This window comes from Achromobacter sp. GbtcB20, assembly GCF_019091095.1.
GTDB classification, from domain to species: Bacteria; Pseudomonadota; Gammaproteobacteria; order Burkholderiales; family Burkholderiaceae_B; genus Achromobacter; species Achromobacter mucicolens.
In genome coordinates this window covers 187,249-207,987 of the sequence record NZ_JAGXJZ010000002.1, presented here as the reverse complement: position 1 = coordinate 207,987, position 20,739 = coordinate 187,249, and the positions used below count along the sequence as shown (strand labels likewise).

21 protein-coding genes are annotated in these 20,739 nt (G+C 65.3%); 7 read left to right on the top strand and 14 right to left on the bottom strand.

Annotation, left to right across the window (positions count from 1 at the left end):
- Window positions 1-113 precede the first annotated feature (113 nt).
- The 3 genes from KVT32_RS03740 (at window position 114) to ftsB (ending at window position 2,223) form a co-directional block, all read left to right on the top strand.
- Window positions 114-398 (top strand): DUF1330 domain-containing protein, encoded by a 285-nt coding sequence (locus KVT32_RS03740; protein ID WP_217617723.1) that lies wholly within the window; start codon window positions 114-116, stop codon window positions 396-398.
- Window positions 399-402: 4 nt separating this feature from the next.
- The gene (gene eno, locus KVT32_RS03735; RefSeq protein WP_062838541.1) at window positions 403-1,689 is read left to right on the top strand and encodes a phosphopyruvate hydratase; all 1,287 of its coding nucleotides are present in this window, start codon (window positions 403-405) and stop codon (window positions 1,687-1,689) included.
- 66 nt (window positions 1,690-1,755) lie between these two features.
- Window positions 1,756-2,223 carry a cell division protein FtsB gene (gene ftsB, locus KVT32_RS03730; protein WP_062838542.1) on the top strand — a complete coding sequence of 156 codons (468 nt, stop codon included), beginning with the start codon at window positions 1,756-1,758 and terminating at the stop codon, window positions 2,221-2,223.
- 41 nt (window positions 2,224-2,264) lie between these two features.
- Here the strand turns inward: ftsB and KVT32_RS03725 are convergent, their stop codons facing one another.
- The 14 genes from KVT32_RS03725 to KVT32_RS03660 form a co-directional block, all read right to left on the bottom strand.
- Entirely contained in the window at window positions 2,265-3,017 is a 753-nt protein-coding gene (locus tag KVT32_RS03725; protein WP_152383723.1) for a pilus assembly protein, read from the bottom strand.
- 91 nt (window positions 3,018-3,108) lie between these two features.
- Window positions 3,109-4,041, bottom strand: coding sequence for an Hsp33 family molecular chaperone HslO (gene hslO / locus KVT32_RS03720; protein ID WP_152383724.1), 933 nt, complete (start codon window positions 4,039-4,041; stop codon window positions 3,109-3,111).
- A gap of 96 nt (window positions 4,042-4,137) precedes the next feature.
- Window positions 4,138-4,659 (bottom strand): gamma carbonic anhydrase family protein, encoded by a 522-nt coding sequence (locus tag KVT32_RS03715; RefSeq protein ID WP_063952693.1) that lies wholly within the window; start codon window positions 4,657-4,659, stop codon window positions 4,138-4,140.
- A gap of 1 nt (window position 4,660) precedes the next feature.
- Entirely contained in the window at window positions 4,661-6,376 is a 1,716-nt protein-coding gene (locus KVT32_RS03710) for an acyl-CoA synthetase (RefSeq protein ID WP_152383725.1), read from the bottom strand.
- 125 nt (window positions 6,377-6,501) lie between these two features.
- Window positions 6,502-7,374 carry a UDP-2,3-diacylglucosamine diphosphatase gene (locus KVT32_RS03705; RefSeq protein ID WP_128827694.1) on the bottom strand — a complete coding sequence of 291 codons (873 nt, stop codon included), beginning with the start codon at window positions 7,372-7,374 and terminating at the stop codon, window positions 6,502-6,504.
- 102 nt (window positions 7,375-7,476) lie between these two features.
- Complete coding sequence (locus KVT32_RS03700; protein WP_152383726.1) at window positions 7,477-8,382, bottom strand: DUF2167 domain-containing protein; 906 nt, start codon at window positions 8,380-8,382, stop codon at window positions 7,477-7,479.
- A 147-nt stretch (window positions 8,383-8,529) separates the two neighbouring features.
- A complete protein-coding gene (locus KVT32_RS03695) occupies window positions 8,530-9,051 on the bottom strand; it encodes an RDD family protein (RefSeq protein ID WP_128827696.1) in 522 nt (173 codons plus the stop codon).
- 184 nt (window positions 9,052-9,235) lie between these two features.
- Complete coding sequence (locus KVT32_RS03690; RefSeq protein WP_008161862.1) at window positions 9,236-9,424, bottom strand: hypothetical protein; 189 nt, start codon at window positions 9,422-9,424, stop codon at window positions 9,236-9,238.
- Between the two features lie 200 nt (window positions 9,425-9,624).
- Window positions 9,625-11,400: a class I SAM-dependent RNA methyltransferase gene (locus tag KVT32_RS03685; protein ID WP_175156271.1), complete on the bottom strand. Its 1,776-nt coding sequence runs from the start codon at window positions 11,398-11,400 to the stop codon at window positions 9,625-9,627.
- A gap of 33 nt (window positions 11,401-11,433) precedes the next feature.
- Window positions 11,434-11,862: a CopD family protein gene (locus KVT32_RS03680; protein ID WP_172802131.1), complete on the bottom strand. Its 429-nt coding sequence runs from the start codon at window positions 11,860-11,862 to the stop codon at window positions 11,434-11,436.
- Between the two features lie 126 nt (window positions 11,863-11,988).
- On the bottom strand, window positions 11,989-13,440 hold the full coding sequence (locus KVT32_RS03675; RefSeq protein ID WP_152383729.1) for a bifunctional 2-methylcitrate dehydratase/aconitate hydratase: 1,452 nt from the start codon (window positions 13,438-13,440) through the stop codon (window positions 11,989-11,991).
- Window positions 13,441-13,513: 73 nt separating this feature from the next.
- The gene (prpC, locus tag KVT32_RS03670) at window positions 13,514-14,707 is read right to left on the bottom strand and encodes a 2-methylcitrate synthase (protein ID WP_056322074.1); all 1,194 of its coding nucleotides are present in this window, start codon (window positions 14,705-14,707) and stop codon (window positions 13,514-13,516) included.
- A gap of 90 nt (window positions 14,708-14,797) precedes the next feature.
- Window positions 14,798-15,688, bottom strand: coding sequence for a methylisocitrate lyase (prpB, locus tag KVT32_RS03665; RefSeq protein WP_056322077.1), 891 nt, complete (start codon window positions 15,686-15,688; stop codon window positions 14,798-14,800).
- Between the two features lie 211 nt (window positions 15,689-15,899).
- Window positions 15,900-16,889: a malate dehydrogenase gene (locus KVT32_RS03660; RefSeq protein ID WP_056322080.1), complete on the bottom strand. Its 990-nt coding sequence runs from the start codon at window positions 16,887-16,889 to the stop codon at window positions 15,900-15,902.
- A 357-nt stretch (window positions 16,890-17,246) separates the two neighbouring features.
- On the opposite strand from KVT32_RS03660, the gene KVT32_RS03655 reads away from it, so the two are divergent.
- The 4 genes from KVT32_RS03655 to sdhA all read left to right on the top strand — a co-directional run bounded on the left by KVT32_RS03655 (window position 17,247) and on the right by sdhA (window position 20,726).
- Window positions 17,247-18,026 carry a GntR family transcriptional regulator gene (locus tag KVT32_RS03655; protein WP_056322083.1) on the top strand — a complete coding sequence of 260 codons (780 nt, stop codon included), beginning with the start codon at window positions 17,247-17,249 and terminating at the stop codon, window positions 18,024-18,026.
- A 120-nt stretch (window positions 18,027-18,146) separates the two neighbouring features.
- Window positions 18,147-18,560: a succinate dehydrogenase, cytochrome b556 subunit gene (gene sdhC / locus KVT32_RS03650; RefSeq protein WP_056322086.1), complete on the top strand. Its 414-nt coding sequence runs from the start codon at window positions 18,147-18,149 to the stop codon at window positions 18,558-18,560.
- Complete coding sequence (gene sdhD, locus KVT32_RS03645) at window positions 18,561-18,944, top strand: succinate dehydrogenase, hydrophobic membrane anchor protein (protein ID WP_056567857.1); 384 nt, start codon at window positions 18,561-18,563, stop codon at window positions 18,942-18,944.
- 3 nt (window positions 18,945-18,947) lie between these two features.
- Window positions 18,948-20,726 carry a succinate dehydrogenase flavoprotein subunit gene (sdhA, locus tag KVT32_RS03640; protein WP_056322092.1) on the top strand — a complete coding sequence of 593 codons (1,779 nt, stop codon included), beginning with the start codon at window positions 18,948-18,950 and terminating at the stop codon, window positions 20,724-20,726.
- The last annotated feature ends 13 nt before the right edge of the window (window positions 20,727-20,739 follow it).

Genomic DNA, 20,739 nt, shown 5'->3' with positions numbered 1-20,739 from the left:
GATACAACCGATTAGCATCGGATATGCGTCGCCCGTGCGCCTTGCGCGACACTGGCGGCGGCGCCGTATCCGGCGTCAGACCGAAACCAACGCAACTGCTCTGAAGGAACCCCATGAGTGCCTATCTGATCGCCGACGTCAAAGTGACCAAGCCCGCGCAGTACGAGGACTACAAGCGTCTGTCCACGCTCGCCATGCGCGCGTACGATGCCAAGATCCTGGTGCGCGGCGGCGAATCGAAGCACCTCGAGGGGCGTGAACCCGTCCGCACCGTCGTCATGGAATTTCCGTCCATGGCCGCGGCGCAGGCGTTCTACGATTCCTGGCAGTACCGCCGTGCCCGCAATGCCCGCGAAGGCGCGGCCGTCATGAATATGTTTATCGTTCAGGGAATGTAAAGTCATGAGTGCAATCGTCGACATCATCGGCCGCGAGATTCTGGATTCGCGCGGCAACCCCACCGTGGAATGCGATGTGCTGCTGGAATCCGGCGCCATGGGCCGTGCGGCCGTGCCGTCGGGCGCATCCACCGGCGCCCGCGAAGCCATCGAGCTGCGCGACGGCGACAAGGGCCGTTATCTGGGCAAGGGCGTGCTGCGCGCCGTTGAAAACCTCAACACCGAAATCTCCGAAGCCCTGATGGGCCTGGATGCTCAGGAACAGACGTTCGTCGATCGCACGCTGATCGAACTGGACGGCACCGAGTCCAAGGAGCGCCTGGGCGCCAACGCCATCCTGGCCGCCAGCATGGCCGTGGCCCGCGCCGCCGCCGACGAGTCTGGCCTGTCCCTGTACCGCTATTTCGGCGGCAGCGGCCCCATGAGCATGCCCGTCCCGATGATGAACGTCATCAACGGCGGCGCGCACGCCAACAACACGCTGGACCTGCAGGAACTGATGATTCTGCCGGTGGGCGCGGGCAGCTTCCGCGAAGCCCTGCGTTGGGGCGCCGAAGTCTTTCACATGCTCAAGAAGCTGATCCACAGCCAGGGCATGTCGACCGCCGTGGGCGACGAGGGCGGTTTCGCGCCCAACGTGCCCAGCCATGAAGCCGCCATTCAGCTCATCCTGAAGGCCATCACCGAAGCCGGCTACGAGCCGGGCACGCAGATCGCCCTGGGCCTGGACTGCGCCAGCTCCGAGTTCTACCGCGACGGCAAGTACACGCTGGCCGGCGAAGGCGGCATCTCGCTGTCCTCGCAAGAATTCACGAACCTCCTGGCCACGTGGTGCGACAAGTACCCGATCATCTCGATCGAAGACGGCATGGCCGAAAACGACTGGGAAGGCTGGAAGCTCCTGACCGACCAGCTCGGCAAGAAGGTCCAGCTGGTGGGCGACGACCTGTTCGTCACCAACACCAAGATCCTGCGTGAAGGCATCCAGAAGGGCGTGGCCAACTCGATCCTCATCAAGATCAACCAGATCGGCACGCTGACGGAAACGTTTGCCGCCATCGAAATGGCCAAGCGCGCCGGCTACACCGCCGTCGTCTCGCACCGCTCGGGCGAAACCGAAGACTCGACCATTGCCGACATCGCCGTGGCGACCAACGCCATGCAGATCAAGACCGGCTCGCTGTCGCGCTCGGATCGCATGGCCAAGTACAACCAGCTGCTGCGCATCGAAGAAGAGCTGGCTGAAGTCGCGTCGTATCCCGGCCTGGAAGCTTTCTACAACCTGCGTTGATAAAAAGCGCGGCCCTGGCGTGTTGCCTGGGCCGCATCCACGCCACGACAGTTGAGGTTCCCGCGTATGCGCCTGTTGTTCCTGGTGCTGTTCGTGCTGCTAGGCCTGATCCAATACCCGCTGTGGCTGGGTAAGGGCGGCTGGTTCAAGGTCTGGGATCTGCAACGCCAGGTGGCCGAGCAGCGCGAGACCAACGAAGGCCTGCGCGCGCGCAATGCCGCCCTTGAGGCGGAAGTGCGCGATCTGGAAGGCGGATCGGGGGCCATCGAGGAACGGGCGCGCGGTGAACTGGGCATGATGCGCGACGGCGAAGTGTTCGTGCACATCCTGCCCCAGAACACCCAGCCTCCCGCGGGCGCCTCGCTCTCCGCCGAGGCGCCGCCCAAGCCTGCCGCCACCGGCACGCCCGCACGCGCCAACGCCCCCGCCACCCGGCCGGCCTCTGCAGCAACCCCATCCCGGCCCGCGGCGGCAACGCCAGCCAGGCCCGCCGCCACCGGCGCCAACCATTCCAATTCCACCGCCCGGCAGTGATGCCCGGCGGTTTTTTTTAGCCTTGCCAGCGGCGGCCCGGCTTATCCCGGGCCGCAACGCATCTGGCGGCACGGTCCATACACCACGCCTTCGGGATGGGGGCGCCTGCGCGCCCAGTCCACCGGATGCGTGTGCATTTCCTGATCCAGCTCCACCACGATCGGCAACACGCCCTTGGCCAGCGCGTGCCCGGCGTAGCTGCCGTCCTGCCGGCCCAGCCCCGCCAGCAGCGCCCGCAACGGCGGCAGCAGCGGTTTGTGCAGATACGTCAGACGCAGCCTGAGCGTGTTGGCCAGGAAGATGTCCTGGCCGCCAGGGCGTGGCGGGCGGCGGGCGTGTTGCAGGTCCTGGTAGCCGTTGTTGATGGCGCGCAAGCCGGGCGCGGCGGCCACCTGCAAGCCCGCGTGCCCGTGCTCGCGGAACGACTGGTCGTCCGGCAGCAGCACTTCGATGCGCCAGGGCGCAACGCCCGTCAACGCCTTCAGATTGGCCATCGCGGTGTCCAGGCGCCGCCGCGCGCCCGACGGGCCCTCGGCGTGGGCGTGCAACGGCAGCAACGCCCGCAGAAAGGCGGCTTGCATGCGGGCCGGGTCGCCGTGGCCCGTGGCGCCGGCGCGCGCTGCTTCTGTCAGCGCCAGATGGGCCATCTGGCGCGCGCCGTGCCACTGGACGGCTTCGATGCACAGCAGACCCAGCAGCAGCACCGCGGCGCCCGCCACGGCAAATTCAAGGGCGGACGCGCCATGCTGTCGGCGGACGGCGCGAAACACGGCAGGAAAAATAAAGGCGGTCATGGCTGCGCAGTGTGGCGCGCCCATGACCGCCCGTCGATGAGGACAATCCGGTGTGACGAAACCGTCCCGGCGGGCTTGCCGCCGGGGGGCATCAATGCACGGTGGGAGGTTCGTCTCCGGCTGCCGGCTGGTTTGCCGAGAAAAGCGCCGCGCAGTCGACGGTGTCGAACTTGTAGGGCTTGCCGCAGAAGTCGCAGGCCACGTCGACCTGTCCACGTTCTTCGAGGAGGCTGTTGACCTCGGCTTCGCCCAGCGAACGCAGCATGTTGGCCACGCGCTCGCGCGTGCACGGACAGTGCCAGCTGACGGGCTGCGGGTCGAAGGCGATGAGCGTTTCTTCCCAGAACAGGCGGTGGATCAGCGTGTCGATGTCCGTGGCCAGGATTTCGTCGCGCTTGAGCGTGCCGGCCAGGGCATTGATGCGCTCCCAGGTTTCGGCAGCCACCTGTTCGGTCAGGGCGCGGTCGGTTTCTCCGCCGCCGTGATGCGGCAGGCGTTGCAGCAGCATGCCGGCGGCGTGATCGGCATCGGCCGACAGCCACAGACGCGTGTCGAGCTGTTCGGAGGCCTTCATGTAGTGTTGCAGCGCCTCGGCGACCGTGTCGCCTTCGAGCGGCACGATGCCCTGGTAGGCCTGCTGGCCGGGCAGCTTGCGCTGCGGGTCCAGCACCACGATGAAGCGCCCGTTGCCGCCGGGGTTCAACAGACTTTGCATGTCGCCGGCGCTGGGCACCTCGTGGCCTTCGCGCATCTTGACGGTGGCGCGCAGGCTGAGGTCCGAGCGGCATTCCACCACGAGCAGGGCGATGGGGCCATCGCCCTGGATCTGGAGCACCAGCGAGCCATCGAACTTGATGTTGGCGGCGAGCAGGGTGGATGCCGCCACCAGTTCACCCAACAGGTCGGTGATGGCGGGCGGGTAGTCGTGGTTGGCCTGGACGGCCTTCCACGTGTCAGACAGGCGCACCGCTTGGACGCGGACGCTGCGGTCTTCGGTGAGGTATTTCTTGAGCTGATCGGTCATAGCGGAATGTTAGCCGATCGCGGTGGGGTATTCCCCCTGCTGGCAGCAGGGGTTGGGACGGTTGCGAAGGCGGTGAGGGGGCCCTCGGGGGAGCCGTCAGCCGATCCGTTTCAGGGCGGTCTTGTACTGTTGGCCGCGCGCCACGTAATGGGCAGTGTTCTTGTGCATGTTGGCAATTTCGTCGGCGGAAAGCTCCCGCACGATCTTGCCGATGCCGATGACCAGCGAATTGTCCGGGATGACGCGGTCTTCGGGGATGATCGCGCCGGCGCCGATCAGGCAGTTGCGGCCGATGACGGCATTGTTCAGCACGATGGCCTGCATGCCGACCAGCGCGCCTTCATGGATGGTGCAGCCGTGCAGCATGGCCTGGTGACCGACCGTGACGTTCGGGCCGATGGTCATGGGACAGCCCTCGTCGACGTGCAGGACGCTGGATTCCTGAATGTTGGTGCCTTCGCGGATCAGGATGGCGTCGTTGTCGGCGCGGATGGAGACATGCGACCAGATGCTGACGCCGGCTTCCAGCGTGACGTTGCCGATGAGATCCGCGCTGTCGGCCACGTAGGCTTGCGGGTCGATGCGGGGAATCAGGTCGCCCAGTTGGTAAATGGCCATGCTATGTCTCCGTTTGTCGCGCGGGGGCGGCAACGGGCACGCCAGCGTCGGTTTGGGGCGCGTGTGCCAGCGCGCGTTCTTCTTCGCGCTGCCGCAGGATGCGCCGCTGAATCTTGCCCGTGGTGGTCATGGGCAGTTCGTCCACGTATTCGATTTCCTTGGGGTACTCGTACGGCGCCAGGCGCTCGCGCACGTGCTCCTGCAGGTTCTCGGTGATTTCGCCGTGGTCCCGCTGGGCAAATTCCGGCGTCAGCACCACGTAGGCCTTGACCAGCGCGCCGCGCTCGGCATCCGGCTTGGGCACGACTGCCGCGTTGGCCACGGCCGGATGGCCGACCAGGCAGCTTTCGATCTCGCCCGGGCCGATCCGGTATCCGGCCGATTTGAACACGTCATCGGCGCGGCCGGCGTACCAGAGGTAACCGTCCTCGTCGATGGTGGCGAGGTCGCCCGTCAGGCACCAGTCGCCCTTGAACTTGGCCTGCGTGGCCGCTTCGTTGCGCCAGTACCCAAGGAACATCACCGGGTCGGGAAAGCCGTGGATGTCGAGCCGGTTCACGGCGATTTCGCCGGTTCCGCCCGGGGGAACCGGCACACCGTCGCTGTCCAGCACCGCCACGTTGTGGCCCGGATACGGGCGGCCCATGGAACCGGGTTTGGCGGGCCAGCGCTTGTTGCTGTTGCCCACCACGTAGTTCATCTCGGTCTGGCCGAACATCTCGTTTGGCGTGACGCCCAGGGCCGTGCGGCACCATTCGAAGACCGTATCGCCCACGCTTTCCCCGGCGCTCATGATGGAACGCAGGGCCAGCTGGTAGCGTTGGCGGGGCTCGGGCACCGCCTTCATCATCATCTTCAGGGCGGTGGGGAACAGGAACGTGTTGGTGACCTGATAACGTTCCAGGAGTTCGAAGGCGCGCTCGACCGAGAAACGCCCGCGGGTGCCGACGATGGGATGGCCGAAGTACAGGGTGGGCAGCAGCGCGTCCATCATGCCGCCGGTCCAGGCCCAGTCCGCGGGCGACCAGAACACATCCGCGGGTTTGGGGAACCAGTCCTGCGAGGCGACGAAGCCCGGCAGGTTGCCGATCAGCACGCTGTGGGGCAGCAGGGCGCCCTTGGGCGCGCCGGTGGTGCCGGAGGTATAGAGCAGGATGGCCGGATCCGACGAGCGCGTCTGGACGGCCTTGAATTCGTTTGGCTGGCGGGCCAGCAGGCTGCGCCACGGCAGCACGCGTTCGTCGGCGAAACCGATGCCGATGACCTGTTGCAGGGCGGGGCAGTTTTCAGTGACGGCCAGCAGATTGGCGCTGGAGGCGTGGTCGACGATGGCAACGCGCGCTTCGGCATCGCACAGGCGGCTTTGCAGCGCCTCGGGACCGAAGAGCGCGGACAGGGGCAGGACCACCGCGCCCACGCTGTAGATGGCCATGTGGGCGACCACGGTCTCAGGGCGTTGTCCCAATACCACACCGACCCTGTCGCCCCGGCCGACGCCCATTTTCACCAGGCCGTTGGCCAGCTGATTGGCGGCTTCCGCCAGACGGGCGAAGGTCCAGACCTCGCGGTTGCCGGACTCATCTTCGTAGTAGATGGCAATGCGCCGCGCATCCGGACTACTGGATGCCCAGCGGTGGCAGCACGCTTCCGCGATGTTGAACTGGGTGGGCACCAGCCAGCGGAATGATTGGTAGAGCGCCTGATATTGGTCGTTCATGGCCCTATGTTGTGAGCATGTTGCAGCGTGAACGGGCCATGACGCCCGCTAACCAGTTGCAAGCATGACCTAGAGGGGCTTGAACTGCAATATCCGCGTTGCGTAACGGGGACGCATAAGGGTTATCACGGGTATTTGCCTTGGCGGCGCAGGGCGGACGGCAGGGCCGGCAAGGTCAGCGACCGGGGCGGGCGGTTGGCCGGGTCGCGCTGGCGTTCGGCTTGCAATACGGCCCAGTCCAGGAGCTGGAGCTGCCCGTCGTGCGTTTCGGCCAGCGCCGTAAGGCTTTCCACCCAGTCGCCGTCGTTGCAATACAGGATGCCGCCGACGTCGCGCAGTTCGGCCTTGTGGATATGGCCGCACACCACGCCATCCAGGCCGCGGCGCCGCGCCTCGCCGGCCAACGCCTCCTCGAAGTCGGTGATGAACGACACCGCGTTCTTGACCTTGTGCTTCAGGTACTGGGACAGCGACCAGTAATGCAGGCCCAGCCGGTGGCGCAGGCGGTTGAAGTGGTGGTTGATCCACAGAGCAAGCTGGTAGAGCCCGTCGCCCAGGTGCGCCAGCCAGCGGCTGTGCTGGATGACGCCGTCGAACTGGTCCCCGTGCAGCACGAGCAGCCGCAGCCCCTTGGCCGTGACATGCACGTCCTCGTCCAGGACCTCGATGTCGCCGAAGGCGAAACCCGCGAACTCCCGGGCGAACTCGTCATGGTTGCCGGGGATGAACACCACGCGGGTGCCGTTGCGGGCCTTGCGCAGGATGCGCTGGATCACGTCGTTGTGCGCGCGGGGCCAATGCCAGTGCTTGCGCAGCTGCCAGCCGTCGACGATGTCGCCGACCAGATAGAGGGTGTCCGAATCGTTGTGATCCAGGAAATCGAGGAGGAATTCCGCCTTGCACCCGGCAGTGCCCAGGTGAATATCGGAAATCCAGAGGGCGCGCCAATGCGCGGGTTGGATTTCGTTCACGGTCGCTTCCCTGTGGGCAGTGGTCATGCTTGAGCATGAGACCATCTCGCGATGACGTGTGCGTGACGGATCCGTGACACGGTTGTGACGGCGCGCGCGGGCAGGGGCCGCGCGCGCCGGTCCGGCGGATCAGGACTGTTCGGTGCCCTTCTTGCCCTTCAGACGCTTCCAGGCCGCGCCGCCCAGCGCGGCCGCGGCCAGGATGCCCACCTTGGCAAACTTGGCCAGGAATGCCGCGATCACCGCGAACAGCCCGAGCTTCTTGGCGGCCACGCCCGCCACGAGGGCCGCCAGACCGTACTCGGCAACCTTGTCGCTCGAGGCGTCGAAATCGGCGTAGCGCTTGCCTTGCACGTAATGCAGGTTGTCCAGCAGGGCCAGCACCGCGGCCTTGTCCGTGGGCACCTTCTTCTTTTCGGTGATCAAATCCAGCGTGATATAGCCGTCGCGGCCCAGCGCATAGGTGTTGTAGTTGACCGTGCCGTCTTCGTCCGCAGCCGCGCCCTTGTGCTTGGCAGCCACCGACCAGACCAGGCGCTGGTTGTTGCTGTCGTACTTGGGCGTCTCCACCCAGCCGTCCACCGTCAATTCGGGAAAGCCGCGCTTCTTGCGTTCCTCGTTGGACGCCTCGGTGCCTTCACGCAGGCTGTCCAGCAACTCGCCCACGTTCCAGTTCCGGGCGTCGTCGTCCTTGATATAGCCCGCCTTGTCGAAATTGATGGTGACGACCCAGTCCTCATCGTCGCTCTTGGGCATCACGACGCCCAGCAGCGAGGGATCCTTGCCGTTGCCGTAGGCCTGCATCAGCCGCTCGGCTTGCGGGCGGGGCACGAAAAACATGTTCTGGGGCAGCTTCAGGGTTGCCTGATCGCCAAGCGTTACGTCGTCAGGACCTTGCCGGGCCGCGGCAAAGGCGGCTTTGGACGCCGCTTCGATCTCCTGCTGGGCCGAGGCGTTTTGGGCGGACGCGCCTGCGTGCAGGAACAACAGCGCGCTGGCGAAGGCCAGCGACAGGCGGGAAAGGAATGCGCGCATGGTGATGATGAAGCCGTAAATTAATTGGGGCCTCATTGTCCCGGCGTGCGGCTGTCATCTTTCTGAACAGGGCGCGCTAGAGGGTCTGCGCCTTGGCCCGCATCAAACCGGGGCGGCGCCCGCATGCCGGCGCACCGGCGGCGCGGTTCAGCGGGCCTTTTTGCCCTTGGCCTGCGGCGCATTGCGCAGGCGCGTGCCCAGGATCCGGTCGTGCAGGAACTGGCCGTCGGGATCCAGCCAGGACCAGATGAAGATGGCAAAGGGGGCGGCGACGATGAACATGTCCACCGATGGCCATCCCGTGGCCAGCGCCGCCGCCCAGACCACGGCGGCCCCCGCCAGCACCAGCGGCCAGGCAAGGATGTAGCGCAGGATCAGCAGGCCGGTCGACGGGGTGTTGCCGTGGCGATCCACCAGCCGGATGTTCCACGTCTTCATGGGCAGCGTCTGCCCGCGGCGTCGCCAGCACAACACGAAATAGGCACCGATCGCCACGAACAGCCACGCCTGGCGGGCGGCCCGCAATTCCAGCGCGTTGCGGCTCTGGGTAAGCGTGTCCAGCAGGTAGCCCGCCAGAAACACGACGCCGAACAGCAGCACGGCTTCGTACATCATGCAGGCAAACCGGCGCAGCCGGTTCGGAGTCTGGTCGAGGGTGGCATCATTCATGGACCGGTATTATCCATAAAATGCTGCTGCCCCGCCTTCGGGCGGCCGGGCGGCCGGGCGGCGGGGCGCCGCCGCTGCGCTTCGGTGTGCGCGCGAAAAAAAACCCGCCGTTGAGGGCGGGTCTATAAAAGGGGCTATGCAGCCCCCAAGGGGAAAATCGTTGGGCCAGCGGCCCAGGCCTTGCTTAGGCAGCGGAATGCGCGTTCTTGGCGCTCGTCTTGCCAGCCAGGGCCTTGATGCCGTGGGCCAGCTTGCGCAGGCCTGCAGCCAACGCCCGCATCGGATGCGGGCGGAATTGTTCTTCGATAGCCTGGAGCATCAGTTGACGCTCGAGTTCGTCGGTCAGGCGAATGGTGTTGTTCGGGTTGATCACTATAGCCTCCACGGGCTTGCACAGTTGTTTGCTACTAGGGATAACCCGGATTATAGGGGTTTACCCTGAAACTATGCAAGTGGCCGATGCAGGCTGGTGCAACTTGGCAACACCTTGGTGCTGATGATGCCCCAAAACCGCGCGGCGGGGCACCATAAGCAAAGATAGGCGCGCCATGTTGCGGCGCTTTTACAACGTGCTCAGGCGTCGCGGTAGCCGGCGGCAACCAGTTCAAAGCCGAACAAGCGGCAGTCGAGCGCCCCGTTGTGCAGCGGGATGCGCCGCTTGGGCTTCAGGCGCATCTGATTGGGCAGCGTCAGGTCGCTGGTGATGACGTGCAGCTGCCAGCCCGCGAAATTACGCTTCAGGCAACTGGCCCAGTCGCGCCACAGGTCCGCGTCCTGCTCCGCGCCCATGCGCTCGCCGTAGGGCGGGTTGGTGACGATCCAGCCGTGGTCGGCGGGCGCCGTCACCTCGCGCGCATCACCCACTTCAAAGCGGATCGAATCGGCCGTCAGCCAGGCGCGCTCGGCGTTGTTGCGGGCGTATTCGATGGCCAGGGGGTTCAGGTCGTATCCGACCAGCGGCGCATCGAGCTGGGGCAGGATGCGGGCGCGGGCGTCGTCCTTCAGGTCGCGCCAGCGGTAGGCATCGTGGTCGCGCAGGCGCTCGAATCCGAACGGGCGGGAAATGCCCGGGGGCACGCCCAGGGCAATCCAGGCCGCTTCGATCAGGATGGTGCCGGACCCGCAGAAGGGGTCCAGCAGCGGCGCGGCCGGATCCCAGCCCGCCAGCGCCAGCATGCCCGCCGCCAGGTTTTCGCGCAGCGGGGCCTCACCCTTGTCCAGGCGCCAGCCGCGCTTGAACAGGGATTCGCCCGACGTGTCCAGATACAGCGTCGCCGTGTGACCCGTCAGAAAGAGGTGCACGCGTGCGTCCGGGCGCACCGTGTCGATGCTGGGGCGCTCGCCTTCGAGCTCGCGAAGGCGGTCGCAGATGCCGTCCTTGGCGCGCAGATTGCAGTACTGCAGGCTTTGCACCGGACTCTTGATGGCCGACGTGTCCACGCGCAGCGTCTGTTCGGCGCCGAACCAGCGCTCCCAGGGGGTGTCGCGGGCCAGATCCAGGATGTCGTCTTCGTGCGAAATCTCGGCATGCGCCACCTGCACCAGAATGCGGGTTGCCAGCCGCGAATACAGGTTGGCGCGCTGGATGCCCGACCAGTCGGACGTGAACGAACAGCCCGCCCGGCCGGCCTTGGCGTCTTCGTAGCCAAGCGCCTGCATTTCGGCGGTCAGCGCTTCTTCCAGGCCTTGCGGGCAGGGCGCGAATACCGTGAAGGTTTCCGCCTGGCGCGGTTCGCGCGGGCGGCGGCTGCGCACGTCGACGCGGGGCGCAGCGCGCTCGCTTCGTACATCCGGCTCATGAGCGAAATCGGACTCGCCCGCAAACTCGGTGTCGTGCGCGTGTTCGGGTTCGGGCGCGAATTCGGGGGCGGGACCGTCGTCTTCGAATGGGTCGTAGAAGCGGCCGGCAGGCGTGGCCGGCGCGATGTACTGGTCGTCCAGGCGCGGCGCGCGCTGCGGCGTGCGTCCGGCGCGCGGGCCGGGGGCGTCATCGCGGCGGGCGTCGCCCGCGCGGTCGCGGTCGGGAGCGCCACGGCGCGGCGCGGGACGGTCGGACGGACCCCGGTTGGCGGGACCGCGGTCGTACTGGCCGCGTTCAGACTGGCCGGGGCGCGAGGACGTGCCGCGGGCGGGCTTGCGGGCGCCGCGCGCCTCTTCTTCCTGACGCCGCTGGTAGCCGGCGGGGTCCTTCTGGCGTTCGGTGTTTTCGCGGGTGCGCTCGATCTGCGCCACCAGGCGCGCGCGGGCGCCCGTGCGGGTGCGCTTGCCCGCGCCTTCGGCTTGGGCGTCGCGGGCCGTTTTCTTGATCGTCAGCGTCTTGCGCGGGCGGTCCTGTTCATCAGAGGACATACGGATCCTGGCGAATGTGCAAAGGTAGGGGTATCAGAAGGGTTTGACGACGACCAGCGCCACCACCACCAAGAGCAGCAAGACGGGAACTTCGTTGAACCAGCGATAGAACTTGTGCGAACGGGTGTTCTTGCCCTGTTCGAATTTGCGCAGCATGAGGCCACAGGCGTGATGGTAGCCGATGACGAGCAGCACGAAAAAGAGCTTGGCGTGCATCCAGCCATTGCCGGGGCCCACGCCAATACGGTAACCCACGTAAAGCCACATCCCGAAAATGATGGCCACGACCGCCAGAATGGTGGTGAAGCGGTACAGTCGGCGCGCCATGCCGAGCAGCGTCGTCTGCACGGCGGGATCCGACTGCTGGGCCAGGTTCACAAAGATGCGCGGCAGATAGAACAGGCCGGCAAACCAGGAGGCGATGAAGACGATGTGAAAGGTCTTGACCCAGAGCATGGCCATGGCGCGATCCAATTGAGGAAAGCCGCATTGTATGCGCGCCGGTGGCCGATACCCGTGGCCGCCGGTGTCTGACACCCGCGTGCGCGCGGCGTCAGATTGGGCGGCTGCGTCGGGGGCTGGCGCCCCTTAGATCACATAGAGGTCCATGTACTCATGGACCGGCATCGACTCCAGGGTTGCCTGCGCCAGCGATGCGTCCAGGATGCGCTGCTGCTGGCGCGGCGGGAATATGCGGGCCAGATTGGTGCGGAACTTGGCTTCCAGCAGCGGGATGCCGTCGGCGCGGCGGCGCTTGTGGCCGATGGGGTATTCGCAGACGATCTCGTCGAGCGCCGTGCCATCGTTGAACTGCACGGTCAGCGCATTGGCGATCGAGCGCTTGGCGGGGTTGTGATAGTCGCTGGTGAAGGCCGGATCCTCGACGCAGACGATCTTGGCGCGCAGCGCGTCGATACGCGGATCCTGCGCGATCTCGTCCTCGTAGTCGCCCGCCGTCAGGCGCCCGAACAGCAGCGGCACGGCCACCATGTACTGGATGCAGTGGTCGCGGTCGGCGGGATTGTTCAGCGGCCCCTTCTTGTCGATGATGCGGATGCACGCCTCGTGCGTGCGTATCCGGATCTGCTTGATGTCGTCGGCCGTCTTGCCCAGCGACTTGAGCTGCCCGTGGATCTGCATGGCGCATTCGACGGCGGTCTGCGCATGGAATTCGGCTGGAAACGAAATCTTGAACAGCACGTTTTCCATCACGTAGCTGCCGTAGGGCCGCTGGAACTTGAACGGCTGGCCCTTGAACAGCACGTCGTAAAAGCCCCAGGTCTTGGCGGTCAGCACCGAGGGATACCCCATTTCGCCGGTGCGGGCGATCAGCGCCAGGCGCACCGCGCGGCTGGTGGCATCGCCCGCGGCCCAGCTTTTGCGGCTGCCGGTGTTGGGGGCGTGGCGGTAGGTGCGCAGGCTCTGGCCGTCGACCCAGGCGAGCGACACGGCGTTGATGACTTCGTCGCGGGACAGCCCAAGCATTTGCGCCACGACCGCCGTGGAGGCCACCTTGACCAGCACGACGTGGTCCAGGCCGACCTTGTTGAAAGAGTTCTCCAGGGCGATGCACCCCTGGATCTCGTGCGCCTTGATCATGCCGGTCAGCACGTCGCGCATCGTGAGCGGGGGCTTGCCCGACGCGACCGCCGTGCGCGACAGCCAGTCGGCCGTGGCGAGGATGCCGCCCAGGTTGTCCGACGGATGGCCCCATTCGGCCGCGAGCCACGTGTCGTTGAAGTCCAGCCAGCGGATCATGGCGCCGATGTTGAACGCGGCCTGGACGGGGTCGAGCTGGAATTGCGTGCCGGGCACCTTGGCGCCCTGGGGCACCACGGTGCCCGGCACGACCGGGCCCAGCAGTTTGCGGCACGCCGGATACTCCAGCGCTTCCAGGCCGCAGCCCAGGGTGTCGATCAGGCAGTTGCGTGCCGTCTCGTAGGCCAGGTCGCTGCGGACTTCAAAATTCAGAACGTAGTCCGCGATATCGGCCAGGACCTGGTCGGGCTCGGGACGTACGTTCGAGATCGGGGCAGACATAGCAGTACCTCTTCGGAAAAGTGAATACAGGTGGCCATGCCGCGCCCTCGATCGTTTTTACTTCCGCTTGGCTTTACTTGCGCTTGTCGATGGGCACGAACTTCTGGTCTTCCGGGCCCACGTAGTTGGCGGTGGGGCGGATGATCTTGTTGTCGATGCGCTGTTCGATGATGTGGGCCGACCAGCCCGCGGTGCGCGCAATGACGAACAGCGGGGTGAACATGGCGGTGGGCACGCCCATCATGTGGTAGCTGACGGCCGAGAACCAGTCCAGGTTGGGGAACATCTTCTTGACGTCCCACATGACGGTTTCCAGGCGTTCGGCGATGTCGAACATCTTGGTCGTGCCGGCCTTCTTGGACAGCTTCTTGGCGACGTCCTTGATAACCTTGTTGCGCGGATCGGAAACCGTGTAGACCGGGTGACCGAATCCGATGATGACTTCCTTGGCTTCCACGCGGCGGCGGATGTCGGCCTCGGCTTCGTCCGGGGTTTCATAGCGCTTCTGCACTTCGAACGCCACTTCGTTGGCGCCGCCGTGCTTGGGGCCGCGCAGCGCGCCGATGGCGCCCGAGATGGCCGAGAACATGTCCGAACCCGTGCCGGCGATGACGCGGGCCGTGAACGTGGAGGCGTTGAATTCGTGCTCGGCGTACAGGTTCAGCGAAATGTGCATCGCCTTGACCCATTCGTCGCTTGGCTTTTCGCCATGCAGCAGATGCAGGAAGTGGCCGCCGATGCTGTCGTCGTCCGTCTGCACGTCGATGACGCGGCCGTTGTGGCTGTAGTGGTACCAGTAGAGCAGGGCCGAGCCCAGGTTGGCCATCAGGCGGTCGGCGATGTCGCGCGCGCCCGGGGTGTTGTGGTCGTCCTTTTCAGGCAGCACGCAGCCCAGCACCGACACGGCCGTGCGCATCACGTCCATCGGATGGCTGGCGGCGGGCAGGGCTTCCAGGGCGACCTGCAGCTGCGCGGGCAGGCCGCGCAGGCTGCGCAGCTTTTCCTTGTAGGCCTTCAACTCGGCCTTGTTGGGCAGCTTGCCATGGACCAGCAAGTGAGCAATTTCCTCGAACTCGCTGGTATCGGCGATGTCTAGGATGTCGTAGCCGCGATAGTGCAGGTCGTTGCCGCTGCGGCCGACCGTGCACAGGGCGGTGTTGCCCGCGACCACGCCGGACAGCGCAACCGACTTCTTGGGCTTGAAACCGGCCTTTTCTTCCGGCTTGGCGTCCGATTTGGCTTCTTGCTTCTTGGGAGCCGTGCTCATGTCTCTACTCCTTTCCTTACGCGATGGAAGATGCAATGGGTGGCGGACGGCGCCGCGGGGTTGCCGCGGCGGCGCCTGGACGTTGCGGGATTACGCCTTGCCCTTCTGGAAGAGCGCATCCAGTCTGGATTCGAACTCGTGATAGCCGATGCGATCGTACAGTTCCTCGCGGGTCTGCATCAGGTCGACCACGTTCTTCTGGTGGCCGTCGCGGCGGATCGCGGTGTAGACGGCCTCGGCGGCCTTGTTCATGGCGCGGAAGGCCGACAGCGGGTACAGCACCATGCCCACGCCGACGCTCTTCAGTTCTTCGACCGAGAAGAGCGGCGTCTTGCCGAATTCGGTGATGTTGGCCAGCACGGGCACCTTGACGGCCTTCACGAAGCGGTCGTAGGTGGGCAGGTCGTAGGCGGCTTCGGCGAAGATCGCGTCGGCTCCGGCTTCCACGCAGGCCAGCGCGCGCTCGATCGCGGCGTCCACGCCGTGCGAGGCAATCGCGTCGGTGCGGGCGATCAGGTAGAAGTCGCTGTCGGTGCGCGCGTCGGCGGCGGCCTTCACGCGGTCGGCCATTTCCTCGGTCGTGACGATTTCCTTGCCGGGACGGTGACCGCAGCGCTTGGCGCCCACCTGGTCCTCGATGTGGCAGGCGGCCGCGCCGAACTTGATCAGGCTTTTGACCGTGCGGGCGATGTTGAACGCCGACGGGCCAAAGCCGGTGTCGATGTCCACCAGCAGCGGCACATCGCACACGTCGGTGATGCGGCGCACGTCGGTCAGGACGTCGTCCATGGTGTTGATGCCCAGGTCCGGCAGGCCCAGCGAACCGGCCGCGACGCCGCCGCCGGACAGGTAGATGGCGCGATAGCCGGCGCGCTTGGCCAACAGGGCGTGGTTGGCGTTGATGGCGCCGATGATCTGCAGGGGATTTTCTTCGGCGAGCGCGCGGCGAAAGAGGGCGCCGGGCGAGTCGGGTCTGGACATGGTTGTCTCCTGTTCTTGGTAGCCCACGACGTTATCGCGGGTCCGAAAAATAAATCTGTCCCCTGCGCGACAATCCCGCGGCGCGTACCTTTGCGGCTTGGCAAAGAGACAGGTGTATTTCCCGGTGCTGCCTGCATGGCGGGCCGCGCGTGGCGGACCCGCCTAAGGAATGGGCCCGCATGAACGGGCCCAAACCTTTACTGCGCGCTGCTTACTTCAGCAGGTCCTTGACGCCGTCGCGCTCTTCGAGGAGCTCTTTCAGCGTGAAGTCCAGGCGCTCACGCGAGAAGGCGTCGATTTCCAGGCCTTCGACGCGCTTGTATTCGCCGTTTTCGGTCGTGACCGGCACGCCGTAGATGATGCCTTCGGGGATGCCGTAGGAGCCGTCCGACGGGATGCCCATCGTGACCCACTTGCCGTTGCTGCCCAGGACCCAGTCACGGACGTGGTCGATGGCGGCGTTGGCGGCCGAAGCGGCCGAGGACAGGCCACGGGCTTCGATGATGGCGGCGCCGCGCTTGCCCACGGTGGGGATGAACGTGTCGCGGTTCCAGGCGTCGTCGTTGATGAGCTTGGACAGCGATTCGCCGCCGACGGTGGCGAAGCGGTAGTCGGGGTACATCGTGGGCGAGTGGTTGCCCCAGACGATCAGATTTTCGATGTCGGCCACGGCCTTGCCCGACTTGGCGGCCAGTTGCGACAGCGCGCGGTTGTGGTCCAGGCGCAGCATGGCGGTGAAGTTCTTGGCGGGCAGGTCCGGCGCCGACTTCATGGCGATGTAGGCGTTGGTGTTGGCGGGGTTGCCCACGACCAGCACCTTGACGTTGCGGCTGGCGACGTCGTTCAGGGCCTTGCCCTGCGCCGTGAAGATCTGCGCGTTGACGGACAGCAGGTCCTTGCGCTCCATGCCCGGGCCGCGGGGGCGGGCGCCCACCAGCAGGGCCACGTCGGCGTCCTTGAAAGCGGTGCGCGGATCGCTGTGCGCGGTCACTTCCTGCAGCAGCGGGAAGGCGCAGTCATCCAGTTCCATGATGACGCCCTTCAGGGCCTTTTGCGCTTTCTCGTCGGGGATTTCCAGCAGTTGCAGGATGACGGGTTGATCTTTACCCAGCATTTCGCCCGAGGCGATGCGGAAGAGCAGTGCGTAACCGATTTGGCCGGCGGCGCCGGTGACGGCGACACGCAAGGCAGGCTTGGACATGAACGTTCTCCGTAATGGTTTGGCGAGAAAGAAATCTCACCAATCAGTGTAATCGTTGGGCGCGGAAATTCAGGCGGCCGGCAGGGCCGCCGCGCGTCGCGCGGGCAGCTTTGAATCCTAGTTCGAATTAACGTAAGCGTCAATCGCTCTTCTATCTTATATAAGACATAAGACGTTGGACAGCTCGCCTCCCGATATGCCACAATAGAGCGTTTATTCGAATGCGCCGCGGCCCCGCTCGGCCGTGCGTCTGCATCAAGCCTGAAGACCGGCGGCAGCAGCGCATGCGGATGAGTTTGCATCCCTGGCGTTGTCTTCTCATTCATCCGGATAAACATGACACTCTCAAGAAGATCCATGGCAGAGCCTCGGCCCGAAACCTCCTTACGCAATCGCGCCGCCCGTCCGACGGGCGAGGGAGCCGCTTTCAGTCCGCTCTACCGCCAGATCAAGGATCTGCTTGTTCAAAGCCTCGAACGCGGCGAATGGAAGCCCGGCGAGCTCATCCCCAGCGAAATCGATCTGGCCGCCCGTTTCCAGGTGAGCCAGGGCACGGTGCGCAAGGCGGTCGATGAGCTGGCGGCCGAGCACATGCTGCTGCGCCGCCAGGGCAAGGGCACTTTTGTCGCCACCCACCACGAAGCCCGCGTGCGCTATCGTTTCCTGCGCCTGGCCCCCGACGAAGAGGGCGAGGCCGGCCGGGCGGAAAGCCGCATCCTGGAATGCCGCCGCACGCGCGCGCCCGCCGAGATCGCCCGCGCGCTCGATCTGCGCGCCGGCGAAACCGTCGTCATGATCCGCCGCCTGCTGTCCATGGGGCAGACACCCACCGTGCTGGACGACATCTGGCTGCCCGGTTCGATCTTCCGTGGTCTCACCCTGGAGCTGCTGACCGCCAACAAGGCGCCGCTCTATGGCCTTTTTGAATCCGAGTTCGGCGTCAGCATGGTGCGCGCGGACGAGAAGCTGCGCGCGGTCGCCGCGCCGGCCGAAGTCTGTACGCTGCTTAATGTTGCCGCCGGAACGCCGTTGTTGCAGGTAGACCGGGTGTCTTACACGTACGGTGACCGCCCCATGGAAATCCGCCGGGGGTTGTACTTGACCGATCGATACCACTACCGCAATAGTCTGAATTGATGAGCTTTTTACCTACGATTTGATACCAACCCGTCTCTGGGCGAAAATACCGCGTTTGCCCGCAAGGGCCGCGGCAATTTTGCCGTAACGATTCCCTAGTTCCGAAACACCGAGGCCGTCATGTCCGACACCGCTGCCAAGCCACGTCCGCAGTTTCGCAATATTGGTATTGCGCAACTTGCCAGTTACCGCCTGCCCCTGGCCGGCAAGCTGTCCATTCTGCACCGCGTCAGCGGCGCGTTGTTGTTCCTCTGTCTTCCCTTGGTCATCCTGCCGCTGTTCGCGGCCAGCGTGGCCGCGCCCCAGACGTTCGCCGCCGTGGCCGCGTACGCCGGCAACCCGATCGTCAAGCTCGTTTTCCTCGTCCTCGTGTGGGGTTACCTGCACCACTTCTGTGCGGGCATCCGCTATCTGATGCTGGATCTGCACATCGGCATCGACAAGCAATCGTCCAAGAAGAGCGCCGGCGTGGTGTTCGGCGTCAGCCTCGCGCTGACCCTGGTGTTTGCTCTCAAACTGTTCGGAGTGCTGTAAATGGCCGCCGCTAAAAACTACGGACCCAAGCGCCTGGTCGTCGGCGCGCACTATGGCGTCATGGACTTCATCATCCAGCGCATCACCGCCGTCATTATGGCCGTGTACACGCTGGTGCTGCTCATCGGCATCCTCATGATGCCTGCCTTCACGTACGAGCACTGGACCGCGCTGTTCAATTTCTACGTGGGCGTTCTTCCGGTTGGCCAGATCCTGGCCACCCTTGCATTCATTGCGCTGGCCTGGCATGCCTGGATTGGCGTGCGCGACATCTGGATGGACTACGTCAAGTCGGTGGGCGTGCGCCTGCTGCTGCAAGTGCTGACGATCCTCTGGCTGGTCGGTTCGGTCGTTTACTTCGCGCAAATCCTCTGGAGCATTTAAGCCGTGGTCTCTGTCATGAAATCCCTGCCGCGCCGCCAGTTTGATGTGGTGGTCGTTGGCGCCGGCGGAGCCGGCATGCGTTGTTCGCTGCAACTGTCCCAAGCGGGGCTGTCCGTTGCGGTGCTCTCCAAAGTGTTCCCCACGCGCTCGCACACCGTTGCCGCGCAGGGCGGCGTCAGCGCCTCCCTGGGCAACATGAGCGAAGACAACTGGTACTGGCACATGTACGACACCGTCAAGGGTTCGGACTGGCTGGGCGACCAGGACGCCATCGAATTCATGTGCCGTGAAGCCCCGAACGCCGTGTACGAGCTCGAGCACTTCGGCATGCCGTTCGACCGCAACCCCGACGGCACGATCTATCAGCGTCCGTTCGGCGGCCATACCGCGAACTTCGGCGAAAAGCCCGTCCAGCGCGCCTGTGCCGCTGCCGACCGTACCGGCCACGCCCTGCTGCACACGCTCTATCAGCGCAACGTTGCCGCGCGTACCCAGTTCTTCGTCGAATGGATGGCGCTGGACCTGCTGCGCAACGAAGCCGGCGACGTCGTGGGCGTGACCGCCCTCGAAATGGAAACGGGCGAGATCTACATCCTGGAAGCCAAGACCACGGTGCTGGCCACCGGCGGCGCGGGCCGCATCTGGGCCGCTTCCACCAACGCGTTCATCAACACCGGCGACGGCCTGGGCATGGCTGCCCGTGCCGGCATCCCGCTGCAAGACATGGAATTCTGGCAGTTCCACCCGACCGGCGTGGCCGGCGCGGGCGTGCTGATCACGGAAGGCGTGCGTGGCGAAGGCGGCATCCTCTTGAACAAGGATGGCGAGCGCTTCATGGAGCGCTATGCGCCCACCCTGAAGGATCTGGCGCCGCGTGACTTCGTGTCGCGCTCGATGGACCAGGAAATCAAGGAAGGCCGCGGTTGCGGTCCGGACGGCAGCTACGTGGTGCTCAAGCTTGACCACCTGGGCGCCGACGTCATCAACAAGCGCCTGCCCTCGATCCGCGAAATCGCCATCAAGTTCGGCAACGTGGACCCGATCAAGGAACCGATCCCCGTCGTTCCGACCATCCACTACCAGATGGGCGGCATTCCGGCCAACTACCACGGCCAGGTGCTGACGCGCGAAAACGGCGAGAACAAGATCGTCAACGGCCTGTACGCCATCGGCGAATGCGCCGCGGTGTCGGTCCACGGCGCGAACCGCCTGGGCACGAACTCGCTGCTGGACCTGATCGTGTTCGGCCGCGCCACCGGCAACCACATCGTGAATTCGCATCCTGAGCGCCAGCGCGCGCACCAGGACCTGCCGCAGCAGGCCGTCGAATTCTCGCTGGACCGCATCAACAAGCTGGAGTCGCGCACGTCCGGCGAAAAGACGCAGGACATCGGCAACGCCATCCGCTTCTCGATGCAGCGCCACTGCGGCGTGTTCCGCACGCTGGAGCTGCTGAACGAAGGCGTGACCCAGATCGAAGATCTGGCCAAGCAAGCCGACAGCATCTACTTCAAGGACAAGTCCAAGGTGTTCAACACCGCCCGCGTCGAGGCGCTGGAACTGGCGAACATGACCGAAGTGGCCCGCGCCACCATCAAGTCGGCCGCCGCCCGCACCGAAAGCCGCGGCGCGCATGCGCTTGACGACCACCCGACCCGCGACGACGAGAACTGGCTGAAGCACACGCTTTGGTACTCCGAAGGCAGCCGCCTGGATTACAAGCCTGTTCAGATGAAGCCGCTGACGGTCGAGTCCTTCCCGCCCAAGGCGCGTACCTTCTAAGTCCGGATTGAGC